This is a genomic window from Aeromicrobium sp. Leaf272 (assembly GCF_001422865.1).
GTDB lineage: Bacteria > Actinomycetota > Actinomycetes > Propionibacteriales > Nocardioidaceae > Aeromicrobium.
In genome coordinates this window covers 1-5,288 of the sequence record NZ_LMMY01000010.1, presented here as the reverse complement: position 1 = coordinate 5,288, position 5,288 = coordinate 1, and the positions used below count along the sequence as shown (strand labels likewise).

Below are 5,288 nucleotides of genomic sequence, written 5' to 3'. Positions count from 1 at the left end.
CCCTCCACGAACTCCTCGTCGGCGTCGGGCACGCCGTCGACGAACTGGTCGAGCAGGCTGTTCAGCGGGTTGGGCGGGCCCTCGATGTCGCCCAGGATGGGGATCTTGTTGATGCCCGGGACGTCGGCCGGACCGGGGATCTCGGGGGCGACGGAGTCCTTGATCTGGTCGGCCAGGAGCCCGTTGAGGATGTCGTCGACCCCCGCCTCGTCGTCGGCGTACCAGGTCCGACCGGTCCGCCCGGCGAGGAGGGCCTCGGCGGTGGCCGAGGCGACGGCGCCGTACTTCTTGCCGTCGAGGGTCACGCTGACGTCGATGCCGGGCCCCACGCCGATCCCGACCTTGCCGAGGTCGACCTCGGAGACGCGGTACGTCCCGTCGGACAGCTCCTCGACGAGCAGCTCCTTGCCGACGGCGACGGTCACGATGAAGGACCCGGTGACCTTGACGCTGCCCTTGTCCGAGCCCACCACGCACGGGGCGTCGGGGATGCGCTCCTCGGGTGTGGGGGTCTCGCGCGGCGGCTCGCAGTCACCGCCGCCGGCGATGTTCAGGATCTGGCAGATCCGGTAGGACACCTCGGCCTTGAGCTGCGGGCTGGTCTGGACGATCGTGCCCGTGGTCGCGAGCACGAGGATCGAGGCGAGCACGATGACGCCGACGATCTCGAGGGAGCCTTGGCCGCGCTCGGAGCGGCGGGTGCGAAGGAACATGTCGAGGGCCTGTCAGGTGAGATCCGGGGGGGTGCCGCGAGCGTAGGAAGCCCGGCGACTCGGGCGCCCGGGCCCTGGGACCCCGCCGGGTCCCATCGAGGGCCCAGCCCACGAGGGCCCCGCGCGGCGCGACGACGGCGCCCCTCCCTCTGCGGGAAGGACGCCGCCGTCGCGGGTGCCGTGCTTCGAGGCTCAGCAGTCGGGGCGGTCCACGAGCGCGTTGCCGTCCCAGTACTGGGAGTCCTCGAGCTCGCGGGTCGTGAAGTCGCCCTTCACCGATCCGCCGTAGTCGCCGATGAGGGACCCTCCGATCGTGAGCCCATAGGTGTTCGGGTCCTGGGAGTAGGTGTTCCGGGTGATCGTGCCGTCCTCCTTGGCCCGGTCGATGAAGCTCTGCAGCATGGCCGGGTTGGTCATCTCGGCCAGGATCTGGGCGTCCTCGAGCGCGTTGCCCGTCAGGGGGACGTTCATCTGGGTCTCGACGTACTTCTGGTCGTCGGTGTTGGAGCCGAGGTCGCCCGTCTCGGCGGCCAGCGTGTAGCCCGTGGTGAGCGTGACGCTCTCGGGCTTGCCGTCCTTGTCGAGGTTGACCGCGAACAGCGCCTCGCCCGAGGCTCCTGCCGACGCGTCGTCGAGACCGGCGGTGGCGAAGACGCTGCCGCCGACCTTGCCCTTGTAGTAGGCCGTGTAGCCGTCCTTCGTCTTCTTGGCGCCGAGGTACACGCCGAGGTTGACCTCGCCGCCCGCGCCGGCGGTGATGCCCGAGATCGAGGCTCCGGCGTTGCCCTCGAGCCCGCCCTCGACGAACTCCTCGTCGGGCTCGGGCAGGTCGCCGATGATCTGCTCGAGGATCGCGCGGGTGGGGTTCGGCGGACCGCCGATGTCGCGGATGCCGGGAAGACCGCCGACGATCGGGATGTCCTTCGGGCCGGGCAGGTCGGGAGCGACCGTGTCGAGCACCTCCTCGGCGATGAGGCCGTTGAGGATGTCGTCGACCTCTCCCTGGTCGTCGGCGTTCCACGTGCGTCCGGTCTGGCCGGCGAGGATCGCGTCGGCCGTGGCGATGGCCACGGCGCCGTACTTCTTGCCGTCGAGAGTCACGCTCACGTCGAGTCCCGGCCCGACACCGATGCCCACCTTGCCGAGGTCGACCTCGGTCACGCGGAACGTCCCGTCGGAGAGCTCCTCGATGAGCAGCTGCTTGCCCGCCGTCACGGAGACGACGAACGCACCCGTCACCTCGACGCTGCCCTGCTGGGATCCCACGACGCACGGCTCGTCCGGCAGTCGGTCCTCGGGGGACCGGGGGGCGTCCGGGGCCTCGCAGTCCCCGCCGCCGGCGATGTTGAGGATCTGGCAGATCCGGTAGGACACCTCGGCCTTGAGCTGAGGGCTGGTCTGGACGATCGTGCCGGTGGTGGCCAGCACGAGGATCGAGGCCAGGACGATCACGCCGACCAGCTCGAGTGAGCCCTGACCGCGCTCGGAGCGCCGCTTGAGGAACATGGTGACGACCTGTCGAGTGGTGTTGGGGGGAGAGGAGCAACGCCAGGATAGGGACCTCCTGCCCTGTCACACCCGGGCCCGTGGGCCCGGTACGGGCCCTAGGTGGACCCAGATCGGCGCCCGCGACCCACCCGTCAGCAGTCCGGGCGGTCGGCCATGCGGGTGCCGTCCCAGTACTGCGCCTCCTGGAGGTCGCGCGTGGTCAGGTCGCCGGAGATGTCGATGCCGATCTTGGGGCCCAGACCGGCCTCGCCGCTGTAGCCGTAGGTGTTCGAGTCGTCCTCGAAGACGCTGCGCGTGACCGTGCCGCGTTCCTGCGCCTCCCGGACGAAGTCGTCCGCGGTCAGCGGGTTGCCGAGCATCGCGAGGACGCGAGCGTCCTCCGTGACGTCACCGGTGAGCGGGATCTCGACGGTGACCTCGGTGTACTGGTCCGCGTCGCCCTCGGTCGTGTACTGGATGTCCGCCTTGCCGGCGATGCCGGAGGTGACCTTGACCGACGTGGGCTTGCCGCTCGAGTCCGTGTTGATCTCGATGAGGCCGTCGACCTTGCCGTTGAGCTGGCCCTCGGCGACGAGGAGGGTGCCGAACGCACTGCCCTCGAGCTCGGTCCGGTAGTAGGCGGTGTAGCCGTCAGGCGTCTTCTTGCCTCCGAGGTAGCCGCCCAGCGAGACGTCCGCCCCGGCGCCCGCCACGATCGCGGTGGCGGAGGCCCCGGCCTCGCCCTCGATGCCGCCCTCGATGAACTGCTCGTCCGGATCGGGCAGGTCGCCGCCGACGAGGTCCTTCGCGACGCTGTTGATCGGGTTGGGCACGAGCCCGAGGATCTTCTTGGGCGCGACCGCGTCGACGACCTTGCCCTTGGTCATGGTGCTCATCAGGTCGTCGAGCTCGTCCTGGTCCTTGGCGTACCAGGTGTTGCCCTTCTCGCCGGCCAGGAGGGCCGAGGCGTCGGCGGACGCACCGTAGCCGTAGTCGACGCCGTCGATCGTCACCGTGTTCTCGGCGCCGACGCCCGCCGTCACCCCCAGGCCCCCGGAGTCGACCTCGGTCACCTTGAACGAGCCGTCCGACATCTCCTCGACCATGTACTTCTTGCCCGCGTTGCCGGTGAAGAACGTGAACGAGCCGCCCACGCTCGCCTCCGTGCTCGTCGAGCCGGCCAGGCACGGGTCGTCGGGCAGCCGGTCCTCCGGGCTGGGCACCTCGGCCTCCCCGGGCGCCTCGCAGCTGCCGCCGCCGGCGAAGTTCAGGATCTGGCAGATCCGGTACGAGACCTCCGACTTGAGCTGTGGGCTGGTCTGCACGATCGCGCCCGTGGTGGCGAGGACGAGGATCGACGCGAGGATGATGACGCCGACCATCTCGAGGGAGCCTTGACCGCGGTCGGGGCGTCGGGGCGAGAGCAACATGGGTGAGACCTGTCCGTGGGGATCAGAGGGAGATGACGATGCTGGAGACGAGGACCAGTGCGACGAGGGCGACGACCAGCAGCCCGGCTCCGATGTAGACGAAGATCCGGCCACCCTGGACGAACGTGTCGATGGCGCCCCGCGAGGGTCGCTGGGGGTCGTAGAGGACGGGCACGGCCGTCCCGGGCGAGGGCCCGAGTGACTGCTTGACCGACGAGGTGTGCTGGTGCACCTCGCCCTGCTGGTCCTGCCACTGGAAGGTGGGGTAGATGGAGGTCGTGCCGCGGTCGGCGCGGCCCGTCCGCCGATCGACCACCACCCCCGTCGTCCGTGTCCACCCGCGCATCATCCGGGTGCGGACGATGCCGATCGTCAGGAACACGGTCCCGAGCAGTGCCGGGATCCCTGCGGCGAGGACGGGCGCGAGCGCGGCATCGGACACGGGTCAGCCCTTGGAGGCCTCGGCCTTGACGACGACGGTCGACAGGACCTCGGCGGGTACGTCCTCGGAGTCCGCGGACAACGCGGTGACCTGCACCTGGGTGCCGTCCGCCAGGTCGAGGACCAGCGTGCGCGTGGCCAGCTCGGGCGTCACGGCGGGCGAGGCGGAGGCCGACGGAGAGGCGGTGGGGATCGGCGCCTGAGCCTCGTACTCGAGGAAGTAGGCGCTCGAGGCCTTCGGCCAGACGATCTCCTGCGGCTCGATGTTGCGTCCGCCGAGCGTGGCCATGGCCGAGATGGCGAGGGCCTGGGCCGCCTTGTCGGCCGGCTGCTGCGGGTCGGTGATGACCCGGACGTCGACGCCGCCGGTGGCGATGCCGTCCTGGACCTGGCCGCGCCAGACGGTGGACGTGATGTTGTCGGCGGGCTGGGCCTCGGGCTGCTTGTCCCAGTCCGAGGGAACGGCGATGCTGACGGCGCCCAGGTCCGTCTCGGTGAAACCGGACGGAGTGCCGTCGGCGGGCTGGATGACCTGGTCGTCGGGCACGGTGGCGGTTCCCTCGGAGTCGGAGTCGGAGCCCGAGCAGGCGCTCAGGGCGAAGGCGGTCGCGACGAGTGCGGCAGCGAGTCGGAGGTTCATGGGACTCATCGTCTCATCGCACCGCGTTGCCGCTGGTGCGGCTCAGCGCGAGCACGAGGAGGAAGGCGACACCGGCCCACAGGACGAGGTCGACGAGCGCGGCCGCCAGAGGGAGGTCGCTGACGAGCTGCCCGGCGAACGACGCCCCAGCCCAGCTGGAGAAGTTGAAGACCCAGCCGATGACGAGGCCCAGGAACAGACCTTCGGGGGCGTCGTCGGGGCGCATGCGGGTCCACCAGATGAAGGCCGTCACGGCGAGCGCGGCGATGACGAGGAAGCTGCGCGTGATGACGCCGCTGGTGACCGAGGCCTGGTCGACGGCGACCACACCTGCGATGACCGCGGCGACCATGGTCAGGACACCGGCCGTCAAGGCAGTGCCGAGGACGATCATCGGTCGCATGGTGGCTCCTAGGAAGAGGGCGACCCCGCAGGGTCGTGGTCGTGGCGAGAGGGACGTCAGGAGGGGAGAGCCGGCAGCTGCCGCGCTCTCCCCGTCCCGATGGGCTGGTGTCAGCCGGCGTTGAGGATCTCGGAGATCTTCTCCTGGATCTTGCCGGTGATCTCGCCGGGGTT

6 protein-coding genes are annotated in these 5,288 nt (G+C 70.2%); all 6 read right to left on the bottom strand.

Annotated elements, in window-relative coordinates:
- Positions 1-713: hypothetical protein (locus tag ASF38_RS17915; RefSeq protein WP_162237309.1), on the bottom strand; the 713-nt coding region annotated here is incomplete at its 3' end.
- Between the two features lie 192 nt (positions 714-905).
- Positions 906-2,219 carry a hypothetical protein gene (locus ASF38_RS05245; RefSeq protein WP_055968646.1) on the bottom strand — a complete coding sequence of 438 codons (1,314 nt, stop codon included), beginning with the start codon at positions 2,217-2,219 and terminating at the stop codon, positions 906-908.
- Positions 2,220-2,353: 134 nt separating this feature from the next.
- The gene (locus ASF38_RS05240) at positions 2,354-3,631 is read right to left on the bottom strand and encodes a hypothetical protein (protein ID WP_055968644.1); all 1,278 of its coding nucleotides are present in this window, start codon (positions 3,629-3,631) and stop codon (positions 2,354-2,356) included.
- Positions 3,632-3,653: 22 nt separating this feature from the next.
- The gene (locus ASF38_RS05235; protein ID WP_056574225.1) at positions 3,654-4,073 is read right to left on the bottom strand and encodes a DUF3592 domain-containing protein; all 420 of its coding nucleotides are present in this window, start codon (positions 4,071-4,073) and stop codon (positions 3,654-3,656) included.
- Between the two features lie 3 nt (positions 4,074-4,076).
- A complete protein-coding gene (locus ASF38_RS05230; RefSeq protein ID WP_055968640.1) occupies positions 4,077-4,712 on the bottom strand; it encodes a hypothetical protein in 636 nt (211 codons plus the stop codon).
- Between the two features lie 13 nt (positions 4,713-4,725).
- Positions 4,726-5,115, bottom strand: a complete 390-nt coding sequence (locus tag ASF38_RS05225) for a hypothetical protein (protein WP_055968638.1) — start codon at positions 5,113-5,115, stop codon at positions 4,726-4,728.
- Positions 5,116-5,288: the final 173 nt, after the last annotated feature.